Below are 20,004 nucleotides of genomic sequence, written 5' to 3'. Positions count from 1 at the left end.
CGTCGGCAACTGCTCCTGCGTTGCTCTAGCTCCTGCATCCATGCAGTCGTCGGCAACTGCTCCTGCGTTGCTCTAGCTCCTGCATCCATGCAGTCGTAGGTGGCAGTGAATTGGCCTGAAAACCCGCTTTTGTTCGTCAAAAAGCTCGCTATTCTCGATAATACTCCCAGTTATCCATTAGCGACTCCAGTTGCCCTATATACTGGCGATATGCAGACAATTGCCACCCAACCCGCAGTAATATGGGATTGTTCGGACTGATCTGAAAACCCAGACTTTGAGCAAATTTGTCAAAAGGAACAGCGACAACTCTGTGCAAGGCTGTAATGTCAGCCTTCTGCATATCTTGCTCCACATGCTCCATGGCAAGCCGAATCAAAAATCGCGTCAATAGCTCCACAAACGCAGCCTCCGATTGGACAGGCCCCTCCGTATTAGAATCGTCCGAGGTGTCTATTAACCAATGATAAATCTGACTGCAAATTTCTCCAACGCTAGCTTCTCTCTGAAATTGTTGTAATTCATCAATGGGGGGTATGATATCCGGTCCAAAGCCCCTACGATAAGTTTCAATAAATTTTTCTATAGATTCCAGCGCTTCCGGGGATATTGCCGTACAAACCAGAGCCCGGATGTCAACTTCGTCGGTTGTATCCATCGAGCTTGGGATATTTTCCTCTTCAATCAGGCCATTTCCGTTAGCACGGTTATGAAACAACAAGAACAGTCCTGCAAGAAGTGAATAATAAACAGGGTCTTTCATCATGCGCAAAATATCGTTATTGCCAGTACTGTTGGCGTGATCAATACAATAAATACTGATACGATCACTCTCCAGTTTCACCATGAAATTACCCGTTTGGGGGTCAGTATTTAAAAAAAAGGATTCACTGAATAAATCCAGATAAACTTTTAGCACAAGTTTATGAATGCCGACGATAATAGTATTTATTTCCGTTTCACTTAGCCTTCCACCCTCTTTCCAGTCCGGCTGCCATGAAGCGAGCCTCTCCCTTAACGCGTCTGTACGATCAAGAGAACAGCCATCAATATACTCCATCACAAGGGCATCAGGGCTGGATAAGGGTACAGACACCTCAGGTACCCTGAACTGAACCGGCACCTGATGGCCTGAGTCGGTAGCTACATGGTAGCGCTTGGTTTCTGTCAAATTTTTTAAGGCCTCAGACGCTTTTTCGGTAAACTTAAGTTCCCGTGATAAGTCACACTCATTACTAAAACTCTTGAATGCACTGCAAATGTCGTCAAAGTACATCTCTGAGATAAAACCCCAGTCATAAAAGAAAGAAACCAGGCTGTTCACCAACGAAACATCAATATTAATTTTTTCTGCCAACTCTGGTGATAAATATTTAACAGCAAAATCTCGTCCACCAATATTAAACTGATCGACCTGGCAAATACTCCCACGCCCAAGTGTTTTAACATGCCGGACAGGTGCTGCTGAAACAGCACTGTTAGCCATGAACTGGCTAACGCCGTCATTTATGCCTGATCGTTCCGGCATGGCATCTTCAGAAAGCAGTCCGGCATTAGCCACATTGCGCTCGATAACTTTCCTGATTACCTCAGGATCAACCTTGCCAGCCGAGCACTGGCTCGCGACTTTTACCATGTTAGTCGTGTAGTTATAAAGATCTTGATGTGATTTGAAATACTCAGCCGGTGCTTGTTTTGCAGCTACGTATTGGCCTATTTTTCCCCACAGTCCGCCATTTTTATGGAAAAACTGAGCAATTGGTTCAGGAGAACGATAACAGGCAACCTTCGCCAGAGTAGCGCCACCACTGCAAGCCAACCCAATAACACGCGATGTCCTTTTCAGGGTGCTGGTGACTCCTTGTGTAATTGAGCTAGCCGCCTGAGATATCGTCCTGAAAACCAGGGAGCAACCCGCTCTGGAATGGCCTGCTGCAGGGTGTTCATGGGCGGGTTGCAATTGCTTATGGGGATTAACGGCGGTGACAGTGCTTTTTGATGATGTACTGGTGGAAGCAGCGTTAGCCTCAGACACCCTATTGTATGCACCGGTGCTGGTCACTCCTGCGGTATTATTCGAAACGTCCATATCATTCCCCCTGGTTCATAAATATTGTTTACATACAATCTTTGACTTGAATGAATCAAGGAAGTTCATTTTTAATGCTTATTATTTTAAATTTTGAATTGAAAAAACTGTAGATAGGTGGAGAAAAATTGAATGGTCGAGAACAAATAGAGACCAATCTTACACCGCTGGCAGCACTCAATATTCACATATCATCATTGACTGTTTAAACTCGCCCGGATTATCTCAACCAGAGTGAGCCAAGAAGTGACCTGGCATATCATCGGTGCTGGCAGTATGGGCTGCCTGTGGACAGCTCAGTTCCTCAAGGCAGGCATGGAAGCTACCCTGCTTGTTCGGGAACAGAGATTGCGCTCACTCAACGTTACCCAACCTGTTCTGGCCATTGATGAACTGGATGGAGTCAGTCAACACTTCCCTATCAAACTGGATTCTTGCGAATCTCTCACTGACTCGATAACCCATTTATTAGTCTGCACAAAAGCGCAGGATGCTGAAGCGGCTGTTCTTTCACTCACTGATCGCTTATCAGACCAGTGCCAGATACTATTAATCCAGAACGGTATGGGCAGCCAACAAGCAATAGCACAACATTTCAGTTCACAAACCGTATGGGCCGCATCGACAACAGAAGGGGCATGGATGAAAGACGTTCTGCATGTCTGCCATGCCGGTCGTGGATCAACCTGGGTGGGTCCTGTTGCTCAGAAGCCTGAGGATGCTGTTTGGCAAGGATTAAAAGGCGCTCTGGAAAAGCTGCCAGTTGACATTCAGTTTACCCATCAGATTGAAGAGAAGCTCTGGGATAAACTGGCAGTCAATTGTGCCATCAACGGTCTTACGGCCTTGTATGATTGCAAGAATGGAGAACTGCTGGACACTGAAGAGCGTCAACAACGTTTAGCAGCATTGGCTGAAGAAGTGACACAGGTGAGGCAAGTCGCCGGTATTCCCGGATCAGGAAACCTTCTTGAGCTGGTCAGGCAAGTCTGCCGAAATACCGCAATGAACCACTCTTCTACCTGCATGGATGCCCGACAGGGTCGAAAAACCGAGCTGGCATTTATTAATGGTTATCTGATCGAGCAGGCTGAAAAGCTGGGATTGGAAACGCCTGCTAACCGGACACTGATAAGAGAGCTGGCAGAGCTCAACATCCGTTAGCCAAAAAATAACGTCAAGGCGTCAGCGACAGGTCAATTCAAGAGTGAGGTGTGCACCACAACTTAACGGCTGATCCAAATGGACAAGTGAAGTGATCGGTTTTGAGGGTCTCTCCGGTTTTTGCATCCGAGGCAATAAACCAGATATTAAATTCTTTATTATTTTCTCTGGAGAGGGTGTAGGCACTTTGCCACTCTAACCAGGCTGGCCAGTCTATCCAGTCTGCCAGAGGTCTGGCATCCCTGACTTCGGCCATTAAATAGGTGTTCAGTTTATAGCTCGTTAACATCATTATCGAGCCATCTTCATTGATGGTGTTTCGTTTAAAAATAGTGACCTCTTTTCCATGGAAACTCTGTACCGCCTGATGAGAATGATGCTTAAGTCTCTTGAGCTTATGAGTACACTGTCCAAAATCAATCACACCGATAACAGGGACCTCTCCCTGTTCAAGAGCGCTCTTCAGGGCTATGTAGGAATTAATTTGTCTGGTCTCGCCCCATACCTGAGAGCAGGACATGGTCAGGGCAAGAAGAGCACACTTAAAGGGCTTGATAATGTACATATCTTTTGTCTTCTACTGTGTTCTGAATAAGACCCCCGAGTATAGATCATGACAAGCTATTACAGTTGGCAAGAGCAAAGACATGAGACAACGATTTGTTTATAATCCCCGCCAATTCTTCATGATTTCCGGCCATATATTAGTAGAGTCAACATGCAGCCCCGAGACAATCTCGCTTCCGACCTGACCGACACCATCCAGCACAATGTTCGCAATGCCCTGGAAGAAGACATCGGCTCAGGTGATATTACGGCCTCCCTCATTCCTGCCGGGCAAATGGCCAAAGCACGTATCCTCTGTCGTGAAACTGCGGTTATTGCAGGGCGCCCCTGGTTTGATGAAGTATTCAGGCAGATTGACCCATCGGTGACTCTGGACTGGCAGGTTCAGGAAGGTGAACAGGTGGAAGCGGACCAGGTTCTGGTTTTTATGGAAGGTCCTGCCAGAAGCCTGTTGACCGGTGAACGTGCAGCCATGAACTTCCTTCAGACCCTTTCCGGCACTGCTACCCGCTGTTCTTACTACGCCAATCTGGTCAAAGAGACGGGCGTTAAACTGCTGGACACTCGTAAAACCCTGCCCGGTCTTCGCCTCGCCCAAAAGTACGCCGTCATGGCAGGCGGATGTCACAATCACCGGATCGGGCTTTATGATGCCTTCCTGATCAAGGAGAATCATATTGCCGCCTGTGGCGGGATTGAGCAGGCAGTCAGCACCGCCCGGACCATGGCTCCGGGCAAGCCTGTGGAAGTTGAGGTCGAGAACATGGAAGAGTTCCAGCGGGCAAGAAGCGCTGGTGCCGACATCATTATGTTGGACAACTTCCCTCTGGACGCACTGCGTGAAACCGTCGAACTGAACAACTCCCTGCCAGCACCTCAACCCGGGCTGGAAGCTTCCGGGGGTATTACCGATGAGCGCCTGCCGGTAATTGCAGCGACCGGAGTCGACTTTATTTCCATCGGAACACTCACCAAAGACATTCAATCCATTGATCTGTCCATGAGACTGATTGATACCACAGAGATCTGAACAGGAAGCCAAAACCATGAGTAAAATTCTGGTCACAGGAGGTGCAGGCTATATCGGTAGCCATACCTGTCTGGAATTATTAAACGACAACTATGAAATAGTGGTTCTGGATAACCTCAGCAACAGCAGCGAAGAATCTCTGGGCCGTGTTCAGGAGATTACCGGCAAAACACTGGCGTTTGTTAACGGCGACATCCGCGATCGAGCTTTGCTGGACGGCCTCTTTCAGCAGCACGATTTTGAAGCCGTTATTCACTTTGCGGGGTTGAAAGCCGTAGGGGAGTCTTGCGAAATCCCTCTCGATTACTATGAAAACAATGTCTACGGCACCCTTGTACTCTGCCAGGCCATGCAGGCAGCCAATGTAAAACGCATTGTCTTCAGCTCGTCAGCGACCGTTTATGGTGATCCTGCCAGTCTGCCGATCACAGAAGATTTTCCGCTAAGTGCCACTAATCCTTACGGTCGCTCGAAACTGATGGTGGAAGAAGTTCTGGAAGATCTTTTCAAATCGGATACTGACTGGAGCATTGCCCTGCTTCGTTACTTTAATCCGGCAGGTGCTCACGCTTCTGGTCGCATTGGCGAAGATCCTAATGACACCCCGAACAACCTGATGCCTTACGTGACTCAGGTGGCCATTGGCAAGCTGGAAAAATTAAGAGTTTTTGGTAACGACTACCCCACCATCGACGGCACCGGAGTTCGTGATTATATTCACGTCGTGGATCTATCACTGGGTCATGTCAAAGCCATAGAAAAACTTCGTACGACCAAAGGCGTACATACCTGGAACCTCGGCTTAGGTAAAGGCTACAGTGTTCTGGAAATAGTTGCGGCGTTTGAAAAAGCGTCTGGCCAAAATGTACCTTACGAAATCACGGCTCGCCGTTCCGGTGACATTGCTGCCTGCTATGCCAATACCGACAAAGCTCTGGATGAGCTGGGTTGGAAAGCAGAGCGAGGACTGGAAGAAATGGTGACCGACGCCTGGCGCTGGCAGTCCGATAATCCGGATGGATACAACCCTTAGCTTTAATGGGGCTTTAATGCCCCATTTCGATCAGTTTCGTCCTATCTGGCCGATCAATTAAAGACGTCCCCCTCCCCGGAAAACTGATCATGAAACACCTTTTTTCGCTTTTTCTCCTACTCATTCCAATCACTGTATGGAGCGCCTGTCCAAGCTGGACCTCAGAGCAGGCTGAAAAGCAGATCGTTGCTCTGCAAAAAGAGATCAGACATAACGATGACCTTTACTACAACAAACACTCTCCCGTGCTCACCGACCATGAATACGATGCGCTGAAAGCGCAACTGCAATCTCTGATAAAGTGTTTTCCGGAACTGACACTTCCTCCTGTTGCTGAGGAGAATATCGAGGGAGACGTTGACCATCGCGCCTTTATGGGTAGCTTGAAAAAAGCCCGGGACATTGATGATATCAAAAAATTTCTCAAACAAGCCGGTAAGGAAATCATTCTGGTTCAACCCAAGATTGACGGTGTTGCGGTTGAGCTGGTTTATCAGAACGGCAAACTGGTCGCCGCTTCTACCCGGGGCACAGGCGACAGAGGGCAGAATATTCTTGATGCCGTCAAACACATGCCCATAATCCCGAAAGCGCTGATTACGGAATATAACGATATTGTCCTGCACGGAGAACTCTTTGCCCGCCTGAATGAGACCGTCAAAAATTCCGTTTATAGCAGTGCCCGTCATTATGTCTCCGGCCATATCAGTCGCAAAGAACTGGATGTTTCGTCACTGGGCAGTATCGAATTCTTCCCATGGCGCTGGGTCAACAGCCCTTTTGATAGCGACAAGACGGTGATCAATACCCTGTATGGCTATGGTTTTGAGCTACCTGCCGAGCATACCCAACGGGGTAATACTCTGAAAGAGATAGAAAAAATCCGTGATACCTATAATAAACGCAGCGGTATGGAGCCCTTCCTTATGGACGGTATTGTTCTGAAACTGGATAACCTCGAGCTTCGTAAAAAACTGGGCTGGGAGAGCCAGAATCCAGCCTGGGCCATTGCCTGGAAATTCCCTTCCGACAGTGCCATAACCACAGTTAAAGGCGTTGATTTCAGAGTGGGACGTACCGGCCAGATCACCCCGGTACTTCAGCTGGAACCGATAGCGATCGGAGGAGAAACTGTTCGGCAGGTATCACTGGGCAGCATCAAAAACCTGTCTGAGAAGGATATCGCTATTGGTGACCAGATTTCTGTGCAACTGAAAGGCGCTGCTACACCGGTTTTTGATCAGGTTGTTCTGAGGCCGGAGCATCGCACCCGACCAATGTTTCCAGACCCGAAAAGATACAATGCCTTCTCCTGCCTTGAGTTAAAGCCGGGCTGTGAAGAACAGTTTACTGAAAGATTGAAATGGCTGGGGATAAGTCTGGATATTCCCTTTTTGCACGAGCCACTGATAAAAAAGCTGATGGCAAATAAGGCCATTGACCGCTTTCCAGATAGTTTCAAAGTGTCTGAGTCTGACCTGAAACAGGCTGGCTTGAATGAGCATTCATCGAAACAACTGCTATCAGTACTCAATACACTTCATAGGGTTTCTCTAAAGTCCCAGATAAGAGCCCTGAGCATTCCACAGCTGGGAGAAACTCGCTCCAGAAAGCTGGCAAGCCATTTTAAAAGCTGGGACAAAATTCTTGATGCCACGCCAGAGGAAATGGCGGCTGTGGTTTTGATGTCCGTTAAGCAGGCTCAGAGGGCTAAAAGCTATTTGAATACTCCAAGCATCAGGGACTCTATTGAATGGTTCAGACAGCCCTGATTCTTCTTCTGGCCTTCAATCTCAGGTCACCCTCATAGATTTACCAAACAGAAAAAAGGCCGGAATTAAATCCAGCCTTCGAAGAAACTACGTCAGTAAAGTTCTAGGGCGAGTAATCTGGTGTAGTAGTTAAAGAATCATTGCTGCACAATGTACCACCACCATTACATGTAAGAGTCCATACAGTGCCTGTTGCATCAGGAGTGTACGTTAAAGTCTGTGAAGCAAAAGCCCCACCTGGAGTAATTGTGATAACCCCATCCACGACATCGTCTATTGTGTTTCTTGCAGCGGGAATACCATTTGATCCATCATCACAATCAGTGATAGGGTTGGTTTGAGCACAAATACCTACAGCCGTCTTATACTGGCTGGCTTCACTCAATGCAGCGTTTACCGTCGCATTACGGGTGTAATTCTGGTACTGGGGAATCGCCACAGCCGCCAGAATACCAATGATCGCCACTACGATCATCAGCTCTATCAGCGTGAAACCCAGCATCCTGGACATCCATGTTTTCATCTCGTTATCCTCGGTCATTGAATAGCTGCCCTCCGCCAATACACTGGGCCCCACAGGTCAGTCTCTAGCAAGATGTCGGCGCTCATGACCAGAGCTTTAGGACTTACCTTTCGTTTTTAAAACCGCTGATTTCTCGTGATTTTCAGATGTGGCCCGATAAGCCTTATACAGGCTTTTCTTCAGGGGCAGCTGCCATGAAAAATCTCACCCTTTTCGCCAATAAAAGACTCTCTCTTGTTGCCCGGGTCATTACTGTTGTGCTGATACTGACAACCACTGCGATCACCGGCGCTGTTAGTCTTCAACATGTCTACCAAGGTGAAGTGGATCGTTATTTTGAGCAGGGGCAAGACTCAGAGCTGATGCTGATCATTCAATCGGGGTACCACACACTCAAAACCACAGGCGTGGGAAAAGACAATTTCAGACCCTTATTAGGCAGTGAACTGGGAGAATATCAGAATCACACCTTTGTTGGCTGGCACGCAGATTTCAGACAAATGACCCGGGAAGGTGGATTTCCTTTCTTCATGCTCTACGAAGTCAGTTATCAGAAAGGGCGGACTCAGGAGTATTTTTCCTACCAGGGCCTACTGAATCCTCAACTGGTAGCCAGAGAAATCCATATTAATTAACAAGGTGAAAGGCTCCATTCTGCCAGAAACGTGGGGCCATGGATTCAAAGGGAATTGAAACTGGGTAGGTTCCCTGAATAAACTCAACGTAGAAAATGCTAAAGAAGGTAATAGACAACAAGATAAGCATTGAAGCCAACAGCTTTGAAACACTCAGTTCGTAATCCTTAACTTCAGCAATGACCTTCACTCTGTCCTTATCGTGAGCATACAGACAATAGCCTACTACCAGCAACATCATCATCTGACTCACAGGCGTGATAAATACACCACTGATCTGGGCATGAAGCACCGCACTCAGAATAGCCCAAAAGGCCGATATCTGGATATAGGTTTGCTGCCCCGACAATGATCCTCTCTCTAACCTTTTTTTCAGCCGCATCAGGTAAGAAACGCCACCCCAAAGCATGACGATAACAAAGCACAATGTAGCCAGCGTCCCCCACTCAGAAAGCCATTGCAAAACAATATTATGGGGCGATCCCAGTCCATTGTCTGATGAAAGAATAAAATGCTGAGGCCCCACCCCAAACAGGGGATTATCTAATGCCAGTTGCCAGGCAGTGATCCAAAGCTCAACACGATCATAGGTTTTCAATGCCGCTGAGAGTGGTCTGAATCCCTTGACTCCATGCCCCAATAAATAAGGAATGAACCAAATAAAAACCGTATAAGCGATCAACCCAAGCATCAATGCTTTTGTATGAACTCGAATAATGGGTGTTATTACTTTCTGGAAACAAAAGTAAATAGCTATTCCACTCATAACCAAAGACAGAAGGATGCCTCGGCTCTGTGATAAAAAAATGAAAAAATACATAATCATCAAGGGAATCCAGCTTAGCCTCTGAACCAGTGACCCCTTGCTTTTCGACAAAAGGGGCAGTAAAGCCAAAAGTGGAATCAGCCAGTTCTGCGCATGATTCAAAATCCTGGGGTTAGTAAATCCATAAATCGTGTGCATCCAGGACTCAGGCGGATATTGTAAATAAACAGCATAGTGAAACAGGTAGCCAAAACCGTAAAGCCCTAAAGCCATGCCAATAACACTGATAATGCCTGCCAGCTTTCTCTCATCAATACTTTTGGCCAGGAGTAAAGTGCTCATCATCAGTAAACCATAGAGCCCAACCTCCTGAATGCCTTTTAACGGATACTCACTCATTAATGCCGAGCATGATCCAAACCCTAAGCCAAGGAAGATCAAGACTCTGGCCAGAACGGGCAAATAAGCAAAGCCATTCAGGGACTGATAGCAAACCATAAACAACCCAGAGGCAACAGAAAGAAAAACAACTTGAACAACTCGCCTGAAGTTGTAGCTGGACAGTCCGAAATCCCAGATTAGAAGAGCCGACCACATTGCCAGTAGTGTCAGCGTCATTAAAAGAAACACTGCGCTTTTATGGTGAGACTGATGAATGAACGTGAGCATGAGCACTGAATTTATGTGGACATAATCATCGTATATCGGCTATGAGCCGGACAAGAGTAGCCTCGGTAATTTTAAAAAGAGAAGAGAACAAAGAGAGAGAACAAAAAGGACACCCATATATTTGACAGAACAAAAAGGACATCCAAAGAGAGAAGAAAACAAAAAGGATATCCATATATTTGACCAATCGACTGGTTAAGCTATTTTTCTCATGTTTACGATTTTTACCCACCATAGCAATAGGAGATCTCATGACTCAAGCCCGCAGCAACCTGATTGATTCAGGTTCGACACCCTATTACCACTGTGTGTCTCGGTGCGTCCGCAGGGCTTACTTGTGTGGTGAGGATCATCTGACCGGGAATAGTTTTGAGCATCGCAGGCAGTGGGTGGTCGACCGTCTGCGTACATTGACCTCTGTCTTTGCTATCGAAGTCTGTGCTTATGCTGTGATGTCTAATCACTTTCACCTGGTACTACACATCAACATCAATGAGTCTGATAAGTGGAATCGAGATGAAATACTGCGGCGATGGACTACCCTTTTCACAGGTCCATTATTGATCCAACGCCATTTGAGCAATGCAAAGCTCAGCTGCTCGGAGCTCAGCCGTATCGATGAATATGTGGCTGAGTATCGTAGCCGTTTGAAAAGTATCAGCTGGTTTATGCGTTGCTTGAACGAACATCTTGCCCGTGAAGCCAACAGGGAAGATGGTTGTAAGGGCCGATTCTGGGAAGGACGTTTTAAAAGTCAGGCGTTACTGGATGAAGCCGCTTTACTGACCTGTATGGCTTATGTTGACCTTAACCCTATCAGGGCAAAACTTGCCTCAACACCAGAGCAATCCGACTATACCTCTATCCAAAAACGCATTGAAAAAACTACCGAAGCAACAGATAGCAGGCAGCCGTTCATGTTGAAGCCTTTTCAGAACCAGGAGCAAGACCCGAATAAAACATTGCCATACATTCTTCATGATTATCTGGAGCTGGTAGACTGGAGTGGAAGAGCGGTCAGAAAAGATAAGAAAGGTTCTATAGCGGAAAGCTCACCTCCTATCTTGGCAAGACTAGAAATAGATGGTGACGAATGGCTAAAAACCATGAGCAGAAACAATCGATTTTATCGTGCAGTCGGACGACTGAAGGCCATGAAGGCATATGCGATCAGTACAGGTCAACGTTGGCTTCAGGGGTTATATTGTTGTGGCCAGTTATTTCAGCCTGGTTGATTCATCTTTTGCCTTATACGCCACATTCTTACCGAATAGATTTGGTGAGATGGGATTCTGCATATTTTATAAACCTAATAAGTTGTATTTCCTTGTTTTATCGAGTTTAGGGTCATCCCAAGTTTGATCCGATCAGGTATTTTTTATGCGTGACGGGCTATGTATTGGCTTCTGGTCAAGAAATTTTATGGGTGTCTTATTTTTCTATTTTCCTTCTTTTTCTATGGGTGTCCTATTTTCTTTCCTTCTATTTTCCTTCCTTATGTGGGTGTCCTAATTTCTCGTCCTAATGGGTTTCCTATTTTCCTTCTTCTCTAATGGATGTCTTATTTTCCTTCTTTTTCTATGGGTGTCCTATTTTCCTTTCTTCCTATTTTCCTTTCTATTTTCCTTTCTATTTTCCTTTCTATTTTCCTTTCTATTTTCCTTTCTATTTTCCTTTCTATTTTCCTTTCTATTTTCCTTTCTATTTTCCTTTCTATTTTCCTTTCTATTTTCCTTTCTATTTTCCTTTCTATTTTCCTTTCTATTTTCCTTTCTATTTTCCTTTCTATTTTCCTTTCTATTTTCCTTTCTATTTTCCTTTCTATTTTCCTTTCTATTTTCCTTTCTATTTTCCTTTCTATTTTCCTTTCTATTTTCCTTTCTATTTTCCTTTCTATTTTCCTTTCTATTTTCCTTTCTATTTTCCTTATCCTATTTTCCTTATTTTCCTTTTATCTAATTTTCCTTCTATTTCTCTCTAGTTTCCGTTCTTTGAACAAAAATACTAACGAGAGCAAGTACACCAGACCCCACCATCAACAGCGTCGAAACCGCATTGAGCACAGGTGTTGAACCTTCCCTCATACGATCAAACAATGTAATCGTTAAAGGGGAATCACTGCCTGCAAGAATTAAAGTGGTATTAAAATTCTCGAAAGACATCAGAAAGGCCACAACCGCTGAGCCCATCACTGCTGGCTTTAACCAGGGCAGTGTAATAGTTATAAATACCTCAAGACGGCTTGCACCAAGGTTTAAAGCAGCTTCTTCCATTTCACTATCCAGCTTTCTTAGTCGTGCCGAAATGACTAGTGTTGCCATAGTACTGATAAAGGCGAATTGCCCAAGCACAACAAGTGGCAGACCAGGCCTTAAAAACTCCAGATCAAGCCCATAACTGTCTTCTATCGTATTGGCGATGCCGCTGCTGAAAGAAAGAATGGAAATCCCGAGAATGACACCTGGAACCACCAGTGGTAGCAACATCAAGCTGTAGAGAAACTGTTTTCCCCGGAAATCATAACGCTCAAACAACAGTGCATTGGTAATAGCTAAAGTAACTGACAGAATAGCAACAAACAGTGCGATCATTAAGCTGGTGATAATACTCTCCTTTATCACACCGTCATGAAATAAACCAAGTCGCTCTTTGTTACTAGCAAAATACCAGTCCAGAGAAAACCCTTCCCAGGGCAGGGAAGGAAATACACTGTCGTTCATTGAGAATACGGCAACCGTGACAAGCGGAGCCAAAAGAAACAAAAAGAACAAACATACATAAACCGTGTAAGTTTTCTGAAATGCTCTGCTTTGGGGAATACTTTGTATCATGATCTATTTCTCAGGTTTCACTGGCTAATGCCTGTTTGAACGATTGTTTGCTGAGCTTCAGGCCAAGCCAGACAATCAGCGACGACAGACAAAGCAATAAAACCCCAAAGGCTGCTCCCTGTTCCCAGTTAAAGCGAGTAATAAACTGGGTAAAAATCTGCTCGGTAAACCAGAGACTGTCTTTACCACCCAAAAGTGTCGGTGTCAGATAATTGCCAAGGGTCAGCATAAAGACGACGATGCACCCGGATACGATACCTGGTACAGCATATGGGATAATGATTGTGCGAAGCACAGTGAAGTGGCTACCGCCCAGATCATAAGCTGCTTCTACAAGGCTATCATCCATTCCTTCCAGAGTGCTGACCAAAGGCACCACCATAAAGAGCGTGGAAGCATATACGAGGCCGGTCATAACAGTGATGTCGTTGTACAGCATCTCTACCGGCGCATCCGCCAGCCCAACCCATTGCAGTAAGCCACTGACAACACCGCTCTCCCGCAGCAAAATCATCCAGCCGTAGGTTCGCACTAGCTCACTGACCCAGAATGGAATCAGACAGGCAAGAAACATCAGGTTCTTGTTTTTACCCTGAGCAATTTTAGCGATATACCAAGAAACCGGGAAAGAGATCAGTAATGTCAGGCCAGTAGCAAGAATGGACATCACAGCAGTTCGCAAAAATGTATTCCAATAGAGCGGCTCTGTAAAAAACTCCTGATAATGAAGCAGGCTGAACTCATAAACACCGTAACTGACTCGCTCCCTCAAAGAAATGACCAGCATATCCAGCTGTGGTAACAGAATCAACAATACCAGCGTCAGCAAGAGAGGCATTAACAGTAGATAAAAAGAGAGTTTTCTGCCGGTCATGGTCACGGCCCCCTCTTGTTGTTTGATAGTTTCTTATTTGACAAAAAAATATTGTTCTGTCGTATATCCCAGGACAGTGAAACAGCGTCTCCAGCCACCAGATCATGAAACTCTCGAGTCTGCGGCAACGAAACACTCAACTGCTGGGATGAATCAATATCTTTCACCAATATCTGGCTATTACCGCCATCAAAAAGAATATTTTCTACCCGACCATTAATATGGTTTTCAGAAGTTACATTCTGATCTCTTCGGATACGGATAGCTTCCGGACGTATAAACAAATCAACAGAGTCTCCGGAGTTCAGTTCTACTTTTGGAAACGCAGTTTTAAATTGCTGGCCCGCGTTAGATCGAATTATTGCTGTTTCACCAGCAATAGACTCAACGATTCCATCCACCCGATTATTATTACCAACAAAACCAGCGACAAATGACGTTTCTGGCTCATAGTAAAGCGACTGAGGAGAGCCCACCTGTTCTAAACGGCCATGATTCATGACGGCTACCTGGTCTGACATAACCATCGCTTCAGATTGATCATGGGTTATATAAATAAAGGTTGTACCAAACGCCTTTTGTAGTTTTTTTAATTCAACCTTCATTTGTTCCCGAAGCTTCAGGTCAAGAGCGCCAAGAGGCTCGTCCAGTAAGAGAACATCCGGTTCTAGCACAAGGCATCGTGCAATAGCCACCCGCTGTTTCTGACCACCAGAAAGTTGATTGACTGATTTTTTTTCAATACCCGGCAAGCCAATACGTTCCAGAACATCGGCAACTTTTTTATCCCTCTGCAGCTTTGGTACCTTATTGCGCTTAAGCCCGTAAGCAATGTTTTCCCCAATATTCATCATGGGAAAAAGAGCCAGGTGCTGAAATACCATATTTACCGGGCGCTTATTAGGTGGGATACCAGCCATATTCTTCCCTTTTATCAGAATTTCTCCCTGATCTGGTTCAGAAAAACCGGCAAGCATTCTCAGCAGCGTGGTTTTGCCACAGCCAGAGGGGCCAAGTATGGAGAAAAAGGAGCCAGCAGTAATTTCAAGAGAAATGTCTTCTACTGCCTGAAAACTGCCAAAGTGTTTGAAAACATTGCGGCATTCGAGATCTAAAGTCATCGGGTTGTACATCCTGGAAAACCACCAGCCTCTGTCATATAAATCTCACATTAAAAAAACAGGGCTGACGGATACAGCTATAAGTGACTATTGTGCGGCTTTGATACGATCCAGAGTTTTCCCTTCGATGATTTCAAGACCTGCAGGCACTGGCGGATACCACTTGATATTATCGAGACTGCTCTGGTTATAGCTGATCTTGTAGCTGTTGCTGAGCTGATCGTTAACAAACTCTTCAGCACCGGCGGATGCAGTAAAATTACCCGCAGCTTCGGTAATTTTGGCAGCAATTTCGGGCTGCATTACAAAGTTGATCCATTTATAAGCAGCTTCGTCATTCTTGCCTTTAGCGGGAAGGGCGAAAGTATCAATCCAGCCGAGTGCTCCAGACTCTGGTGGTACGAAGTTGATGCTAGTCGTTTCCTTATGCAGCTTCCAACCGCCGGCATCCCAACCCATAGCCAATGTGACTTCGCCACTGCGCAGCAGGTTAAGCAAAGCATCACCGCCTTCCCAGTAAGCTTTAACATTGGCTTTACAGTTGATGAGCTTCTGCTCAACTTTGCTGAGAATTTCAGTGTACTTCTTCTGATCGTCGTAGGCTGCGAATGGGTCTTCACCCATAGCAAAAGCGAAACCAATAAGGGTTGGACGCTTCAGTCGATAGGAGACTTTGCCCTTATAATCATCAGAGCAGAGGTCATTAAAGCTGTAGCTGCTTTTGCTACCTGCAGTATCGACAATCAGACCGCTGGTACCCCAGATATGAGGAACACCATACACATCACCGTTAATCGTGGTGTTGGCTTTGGTAGCAGACAACATGGAAGGAATAAACTGACCGGCATCGAGTTTACTGAGATCAATAGGCTTATAAATTCGATATTCTTTTTGAGCACCGGTAATACGATCCTGACTTGGCTGAACCAGATCATAGCCTGCGCCGCGAGTAGCGCGGAGCTTGGAAATCATATCTTCGTTATTGGATTTGGTAACCTTAACGGCAATACCGGTTTCCTGTTCAAACTGATCAATGACTTCCTGGGGTGCGTAGCCTCCCCAGGTCAAAAGCCTTAGTTCTTCCGCCTGTGCATCGACAGAGAACATGACAGCAGTGGATATGGTCAGCACCAGCAGACCTTTTATCGGTTTCGACATGGAGCGCCCCTAAGAGGTTTGTTGTTGTTCGTTATTGTTATGCAATCTTGTTACAGAAATATTTCACCAATTGACAAGAAGGTCAATAAAGATATTTTCCTGCTATTTAATTATTCCAACTTAGAAAACAGTTTACCTCGGATAAAAGAGGGCACGCCATCAGGCGCGTTAAAACAGACGACGCAAACTCTTTATTGAAATAAGTGAGGAGCACCGGGCTGCAAAGGCTGTTTTCTAGTTAATCTTTAACACAGCGCAGCAAAATCATCAAGACATTTTGTGAGCATCCAAATTCCCTCAGTTTCTCTTTATATTTTCCCCCTATAGACTTCAAGAGTAATCTTATCTTCTTTTTTAACTCCCAAATATCTTCTTGAAGATGAGAACATTCTAAAATATGGTCGGTCATCCGAATTTTTTAAAGCTGAAAACAATGTAGGCACAAACTTCTGGCCAAATATAGATTTAGAACAGGCTTTATTATTTGATGTTTTTATAACTCTACCGAATGACGATTTTATTTTTTCAAATTCCTTGTAGATTCTTTTCATTTTTTTAGCGGATGAAGGGGAAGATTTTTTTTCGCACTGAAATAAACTCAAATCACAATCTTCTTTAAATTCTTTTGCTTGATTGTTTATCATTGAAGAGTCACCAGTAATCCATTGTTCAAGAGTGAATGCTCCAGAAACTGACTGTAGTAAGTGAAATTTTTCAGCTCCCCTAACAATAACAAAATCATGAATACTTTCCTCTTCGCTATCATCCGAAACTTTAAGCTTATGAAAAAACACGTAATCATGCTTTGGGTCATTATTGAGGTAGTTCTTATATCCATCCTGATCATCAGGTGAAAAAATAGTAGATTCTGAATAGCTTTTCAGATCGAAGTTTTTTTGAAGAACTAAAGACGTTACGCTGCTTATCGTTTCTTCTTCCAGTTCACCTAAACTCAATTCTAATGCTAATGAAAATGTGTCGCTTTTTTTTGCAAGAACCCTGTCAGGCATATATTTTTTGTCGACACCCAGTTCTCTTAAAACATCGGATAACAGTCTACTATCTCCCTCACTATAAAGTGAAACAGGCCTTGAAAAAGCACAGGCAGTCTCATCTGAAGTACTTTGAAAAAACGGTGACTTTTCCTGTAGTTCGATTGATTGCCCTGCATAGGGTGCTGAGGGCAAATTGAGACAATGCGGAGAACTTTCATTATATACAGTAACTTCTTTACCCATAATGAAACCAGTGGGTAATTTCCCTCTTCGGGCGCGCTTGGGTGGTGGTGAGTCTGAAAAAACTGTGTCGGAATTTTTATTTATGCCATCCATGTCGGTTATCTCCCTGATAAGTATTTTTCCTCGATTAGCAAGAGCTTACAAAATTACTCCTAATAACTTAGAGGCGTTTTTAGCACAAAAGTTCATAGCAAGCTGTTAAGTGCAACTAACAAAGTTTCTGTCTTTCAATAAGGGCAGGACGGTTTTACACATTGACACCTTGTTTCCAGACTCCACAGACTGACGTAGAACTCTGGCCCCCTTGCTTTTAAACCCTCTGGGTCCCAACGTGGGAGTCCATACGTTATCTCAAGTTACGAAGCTCGGCTTTCGAGGGGGGTGATGTGTTTCTAAACAGGTTGCAAGTACAAGTCGGAAATTTTTTGGATGCCCTGATTTCTTTGGGAACAAGTAAAAAATTTTATGGGTCTCTCTCACACTAATCTATCCTTCTTATCTGTAAACCAGAAGGCAAGGGTAGAATTATTAAACACTCACTCTTTGCAACACTGCTGTTACTGTCGTTGTCTGTCATCTGTCAAGCGAAACCGCTAACAAGGCGTTTTATTATCGAACTTGAACAGAATGTAGATTTTCCAAACCAGAACTTTTCTATAAAGATTGACCAAGGCACATTGTCGGGCAGCCTGCCTGACATTGCCGACATAAATGGCTGCGCAGAAGCGGATTTACCGCCTGATAACAAACGACACAAACCTGGCAGTTACAGGGTAAAAAGGACCCTCGTTGACTCGATTTCCTGGCAATGGCTTTACACCACAAACCTGCTGGTTATCTACGAACTGTTCCTGACCAGCAGAGATATCTCTCTACGTTTAAAGCCTTATTTATGGATACCTGTAGAAGCATTTATAACCGTCGGCTTGCTTTTAAAAAGCAATTGGAACCCGGATTCATTGCTGTTTAACCCGATTGAACAACATGAAACGAGTCAAAGTCACCTGCTTGCGATAACCGCTACGATGCCTGGCTCTGAACACGAACAACAAGGCCGACCATCAGAATCATCCGGCCAGCAGGGCCTACGTACCGACAGCTACCCTAAAGACTATTTCATCAATCTACTGTATTCTGACTCTGGCGAGAATAACGGATTCCCTCAACAACACTCGCACACTTTGGGTCTAAATTGTTTCATTTTTCCCTGCAGTGACGTTTGTCAATTCCGACAATCTTCCGATGCGTCCTACAACGCAGCCCCAGATTCTAGAGAAAGTTCAACAGACCACAAAGAAGCAAGACCCGGACAAATATCATGCCCCCATCGGGCTGATACAACCGGCCCTTCCAGACAAGCAACCTGCAACGTGATAGTGTTCGGGAAGGATGGCCAGCTGCGACAATGCGGAAAGGTCTACAAGAATAAACGAGCACTAAATTCTCATAAAAGCAGATTTCATAGCGGCCAAAAGACCTGTGATTTGATGGTGATTACAGAGGATAAACAGTCGCAGCCATGCGGAAAGGTCTTCCAGAATGCCAGAGGCCTGGAAAATCACAAAAGCATTGTCCACAGCGGGCAAAAAACCTGTGCTGTAACCATAATCGGGAAAGGTGGCCAGCCGCAGCCATGTGGAAAAATCTGCAGCAATGCTCGATCTTTGACGGTGCATAAAAGTCGATACCACACTGGTCAGAAAACCTGTTCCATAACCTATATCGGGGAGGACGGAAATCAGCGGCCATGCGGGAAGGTCTGCAAGAATGCTATAGCCCTGACGGAACACAAAAGCAAATGCCACAGCGGGCAAAAAACCTGTAACGTATCGGTGGCTGGAGAAAACGGCCAGCCAGTGCCGTGCGGGATGGTCTGCCAGAATGCTATAGCCCTGTCGAATCACAAAGGCAGCTACCACAGCAGGCAACAAACCTGTATGAAAAACGTGATCGGGGATGATGGCCAGCTGCGGCAGTGCGGGACAATCTGCAGAAATGTTCCAACTCTGTCGTATCACATAAGAAGAGAGCACTGCGGGCTACAAACCTGTAAAGTAAACATGGTTGGGGAAGATGGTCAGAAACGGCATTGCGGGAAAGTCTGCAAGAACCCTGATGCCTTGTCGAATCACAAAAGAAGAGATCACAGCGGGCAAAAAATCTGTGATAAAACCATAATCGAAGATAATGGCCAGCCGCGACCATGCGCGAAGGTCTGCAATAATGCTAAAGCCCTGTCGGATCACAAAACCAAATACCACGCCGGGCAACAAATCTGTGACGTAGCCGTGATCGGACATGACGGCCAACCGCAGCCGTGCAGGAAGGTCTTCAAAAATTCAAAAAAACTCTTGAATCACAAAAGAATACATCGAAAACGCAAGCCTTTTGATGTGGATCGGGACACTTATCCTATTCCATGAACTGGCACCCGCCCTTGCATAAGGAAAACTCAGAAACACGCTTATTTCTTCAACTCGTTCCCAGGCTCTGAGGCTGTGGCAAAACCTTTAAGTCAGAAATTTTGTGGGTGT

16 protein-coding genes are annotated in these 20,004 nt (G+C 45.2%); 7 read left to right on the top strand and 9 right to left on the bottom strand.

Going from position 1 to position 20,004, the window contains the following annotated elements:
* Nucleotides 1-148: 148 nt before the first annotated feature.
* On the bottom strand, nucleotides 149-2,089 hold the full coding sequence (locus ACOJUO_RS13750; RefSeq protein ID WP_422137253.1) for an AarF/UbiB family protein: 1,941 nt from the start codon (nucleotides 2,087-2,089) through the stop codon (nucleotides 149-151).
* A 234-nt stretch (nucleotides 2,090-2,323) separates the two neighbouring features.
* On the opposite strand from ACOJUO_RS13750, the gene ACOJUO_RS13745 reads away from it, so the two are divergent.
* Nucleotides 2,324-3,253 carry a ketopantoate reductase family protein gene (locus ACOJUO_RS13745; protein ID WP_422137252.1) on the top strand — a complete coding sequence of 310 codons (930 nt, stop codon included), beginning with the start codon at nucleotides 2,324-2,326 and terminating at the stop codon, nucleotides 3,251-3,253.
* A gap of 37 nt (nucleotides 3,254-3,290) precedes the next feature.
* Here the strand turns inward: ACOJUO_RS13745 and ACOJUO_RS13740 are convergent, their stop codons facing one another.
* Nucleotides 3,291-3,818 carry a hypothetical protein gene (locus ACOJUO_RS13740; protein WP_422137251.1) on the bottom strand — a complete coding sequence of 176 codons (528 nt, stop codon included), beginning with the start codon at nucleotides 3,816-3,818 and terminating at the stop codon, nucleotides 3,291-3,293.
* A gap of 153 nt (nucleotides 3,819-3,971) precedes the next feature.
* Here ACOJUO_RS13740 and nadC point away from each other — a divergent pair, with 153 nt between their 5' ends.
* The 3 genes from nadC (at nucleotide 3,972) to ACOJUO_RS13725 (ending at nucleotide 7,655) form a co-directional block, all read left to right on the top strand.
* On the top strand, nucleotides 3,972-4,850 hold the full coding sequence (gene nadC, locus ACOJUO_RS13735; RefSeq protein ID WP_422137250.1) for a carboxylating nicotinate-nucleotide diphosphorylase: 879 nt from the start codon (nucleotides 3,972-3,974) through the stop codon (nucleotides 4,848-4,850).
* 16 nt (nucleotides 4,851-4,866) lie between these two features.
* The gene (galE, locus tag ACOJUO_RS13730) at nucleotides 4,867-5,883 is read left to right on the top strand and encodes a UDP-glucose 4-epimerase GalE (RefSeq protein WP_422137249.1); all 1,017 of its coding nucleotides are present in this window, start codon (nucleotides 4,867-4,869) and stop codon (nucleotides 5,881-5,883) included.
* Nucleotides 5,884-5,972: 89 nt separating this feature from the next.
* Entirely contained in the window at nucleotides 5,973-7,655 is a 1,683-nt protein-coding gene (locus tag ACOJUO_RS13725) for a helix-hairpin-helix domain-containing protein (protein ID WP_422137248.1), read from the top strand.
* A gap of 103 nt (nucleotides 7,656-7,758) precedes the next feature.
* On the opposite strand, the gene ACOJUO_RS13720 is transcribed toward ACOJUO_RS13725, so the two are convergent.
* Nucleotides 7,759-8,232: a pilin gene (locus tag ACOJUO_RS13720; protein ID WP_422132571.1), complete on the bottom strand. Its 474-nt coding sequence runs from the start codon at nucleotides 8,230-8,232 to the stop codon at nucleotides 7,759-7,761.
* A gap of 140 nt (nucleotides 8,233-8,372) precedes the next feature.
* Here ACOJUO_RS13720 and ACOJUO_RS13715 point away from each other — a divergent pair, with 140 nt between their 5' ends.
* Entirely contained in the window at nucleotides 8,373-8,813 is a 441-nt protein-coding gene (locus ACOJUO_RS13715; protein ID WP_422132570.1) for a hypothetical protein, read from the top strand.
* Here the strand turns inward: ACOJUO_RS13715 and ACOJUO_RS13710 are convergent.
* Complete coding sequence (locus tag ACOJUO_RS13710) at nucleotides 8,806-10,077, bottom strand: O-antigen ligase family protein (RefSeq protein ID WP_422132569.1); 1,272 nt, start codon at nucleotides 10,075-10,077, stop codon at nucleotides 8,806-8,808. The two genes, ACOJUO_RS13715 and ACOJUO_RS13710, sit on opposite strands and share 8 nt — an antisense overlap.
* A gap of 422 nt (nucleotides 10,078-10,499) precedes the next feature.
* On the opposite strand from ACOJUO_RS13710, the gene ACOJUO_RS13705 reads away from it, so the two are divergent.
* Nucleotides 10,500-11,483 carry a transposase gene (locus ACOJUO_RS13705; protein WP_422132568.1) on the top strand — a complete coding sequence of 328 codons (984 nt, stop codon included), beginning with the start codon at nucleotides 10,500-10,502 and terminating at the stop codon, nucleotides 11,481-11,483.
* Between the two features lie 732 nt (nucleotides 11,484-12,215).
* Here ACOJUO_RS13705 and ACOJUO_RS13700 read toward each other — a convergent pair.
* From ACOJUO_RS13700 to ACOJUO_RS13680, 5 genes are all read right to left on the bottom strand, one after another.
* On the bottom strand, nucleotides 12,216-13,079 hold the full coding sequence (locus tag ACOJUO_RS13700; protein ID WP_422132566.1) for an ABC transporter permease: 864 nt from the start codon (nucleotides 13,077-13,079) through the stop codon (nucleotides 12,216-12,218).
* 10 nt (nucleotides 13,080-13,089) lie between these two features.
* Nucleotides 13,090-13,953, bottom strand: coding sequence for an ABC transporter permease (locus ACOJUO_RS13695; RefSeq protein WP_422137247.1), 864 nt, complete (start codon nucleotides 13,951-13,953; stop codon nucleotides 13,090-13,092).
* 2 nt (nucleotides 13,954-13,955) lie between these two features.
* Complete coding sequence (locus ACOJUO_RS13690) at nucleotides 13,956-15,074, bottom strand: ABC transporter ATP-binding protein (protein WP_422137246.1); 1,119 nt, start codon at nucleotides 15,072-15,074, stop codon at nucleotides 13,956-13,958.
* An 87-nt stretch (nucleotides 15,075-15,161) separates the two neighbouring features.
* Nucleotides 15,162-16,232, bottom strand: coding sequence for an extracellular solute-binding protein (locus ACOJUO_RS13685; protein WP_422132563.1), 1,071 nt, complete (start codon nucleotides 16,230-16,232; stop codon nucleotides 15,162-15,164).
* A gap of 308 nt (nucleotides 16,233-16,540) precedes the next feature.
* Entirely contained in the window at nucleotides 16,541-17,563 is a 1,023-nt protein-coding gene (locus ACOJUO_RS13680; protein WP_422137245.1) for a hypothetical protein, read from the bottom strand.
* Between the two features lie 473 nt (nucleotides 17,564-18,036).
* Here ACOJUO_RS13680 and ACOJUO_RS13675 point away from each other — a divergent pair, with 473 nt between their 5' ends.
* Nucleotides 18,037-19,893, top strand: a complete 1,857-nt coding sequence (locus tag ACOJUO_RS13675) for a hypothetical protein (protein ID WP_422137244.1) — start codon at nucleotides 18,037-18,039, stop codon at nucleotides 19,891-19,893.
* Nucleotides 19,894-20,004 lie beyond the last annotated feature (111 nt).

This window comes from Endozoicomonas sp. ALC020, from assembly GCF_049275935.1.
Lineage (GTDB): Bacteria > Pseudomonadota > Gammaproteobacteria > Pseudomonadales > Endozoicomonadaceae > Endozoicomonas_A.
Note: the sequence above shows the minus strand (reverse complement) of the source record. Positions and strands in the feature narration are given on the sequence as shown.

Excerpts from the sequence above, each read along its gene's own strand:
- ACOJUO_RS13750 (WP_422137253.1), bottom strand. The coding sequence starts at position 2,089 with ATGGACGTTTCGAATAATACCGCAGGAGTGACCAGCACCGGTGCATAC.
- ACOJUO_RS13740 (WP_422137251.1), bottom strand. The coding sequence starts at position 3,818 with ATGTACATTATCAAGCCCTTTAAGTGTGCTCTTCTTGCCCTGACCATG.
- nadC (WP_422137250.1), top strand. The coding sequence starts at position 3,972 with ATGCAGCCCCGAGACAATCTCGCTTCCGACCTGACCGACACCATCCAG.
- galE (WP_422137249.1), top strand. The coding sequence starts at position 4,867 with ATGAGTAAAATTCTGGTCACAGGAGGTGCAGGCTATATCGGTAGCCAT.
- ACOJUO_RS13725 (WP_422137248.1), top strand. The coding sequence starts at position 5,973 with ATGAAACACCTTTTTTCGCTTTTTCTCCTACTCATTCCAATCACTGTA.
- ACOJUO_RS13715 (WP_422132570.1), top strand. The coding sequence starts at position 8,373 with ATGAAAAATCTCACCCTTTTCGCCAATAAAAGACTCTCTCTTGTTGCC.
- ACOJUO_RS13710 (WP_422132569.1), bottom strand. The coding sequence starts at position 10,077 with ATGGTTTGCTATCAGTCCCTGAATGGCTTTGCTTATTTGCCCGTTCTG.
- ACOJUO_RS13705 (WP_422132568.1), top strand. The coding sequence starts at position 10,500 with ATGACTCAAGCCCGCAGCAACCTGATTGATTCAGGTTCGACACCCTAT.
- ACOJUO_RS13700 (WP_422132566.1), bottom strand. The coding sequence starts at position 13,079 with ATGATACAAAGTATTCCCCAAAGCAGAGCATTTCAGAAAACTTACACG.
- ACOJUO_RS13695 (WP_422137247.1), bottom strand. The coding sequence starts at position 13,953 with ATGACCGGCAGAAAACTCTCTTTTTATCTACTGTTAATGCCTCTCTTG.
- ACOJUO_RS13690 (WP_422137246.1), bottom strand. The coding sequence starts at position 15,074 with ATGACTTTAGATCTCGAATGCCGCAATGTTTTCAAACACTTTGGCAGT.
- ACOJUO_RS13685 (WP_422132563.1), bottom strand. The coding sequence starts at position 16,232 with ATGTCGAAACCGATAAAAGGTCTGCTGGTGCTGACCATATCCACTGCT.
- ACOJUO_RS13680 (WP_422137245.1), bottom strand. The coding sequence starts at position 17,563 with ATGGATGGCATAAATAAAAATTCCGACACAGTTTTTTCAGACTCACCA.